Source organism: Vibrio sp. 1978 (assembly GCF_033344345.1).
Genome location: NZ_JAWPOP010000564.1, coordinates 1 through 654 on the forward strand (window position 1 = coordinate 1; position 654 = coordinate 654).

The window sequence follows — 654 nt, forward strand, 5'->3', positions numbered from 1 at the left end:
CAGCAAGTCTCGTTTCTTCCAAAATACGGGTAAGGAATCAACCTGCCAAAGCTTGGATTTCAAAGGTCAGTTTGAACTGTTGCAAACCAGTCGAACACAAAGCGATCCAAATGCTTATATGGCGGAGCAAAACCAAACGGGTTGGAGCTGGGGTGCTCGCGTTTACATTCAAATGATGATGGCAACTCAGCACGAAGGTGTGCTTAAAAATGGTTGGCATTTACTGGCGCGACTGCATCTTATTGAGCGTGAGTTTAATCGTTTGAAAGCAGATGAGGCACTGTGGAATGCGAAACAATCAAGCATTGGCTTCTCGATGTATACCAAAGATGAAGCGAACAGCATCTCAAACAATGACTGGTTGCTCATTGCCCTAAGTTACGTGGCTCAGCGAGATATGACTAACTATCTCGACATGTGGGGATTCTCGTTCTCAGAAAAAGCGAAGCAACAAGTTGTTGCGTTGAATCTGACGCCGATGCCTCTCACTTACTTTGCAAGCAGCAATACCGGTTACTGTCTGAACGAATTCGCTCAAACGCCAGTAAGTATTGATGGTCAAACGGTTTGGCCGCTGAACTAGCTGAGTAGAAAATAACGTGCATGAAAAGGGAGACTGAGTCTCCCTTTTTACTAGATTTACCTTAGCGTTGA

The 654-nt window shown here is 45.0% G+C and carries 1 pseudogene; it reads left to right on the plus strand.

The window, feature by feature from the left end:
• A pseudogene (locus tag R8N49_RS27845) lies at positions 1-583 on the plus strand (hypothetical protein); the annotation flags it as partial.
• Between the last annotated feature and the right edge of the window lie 71 nt (positions 584-654).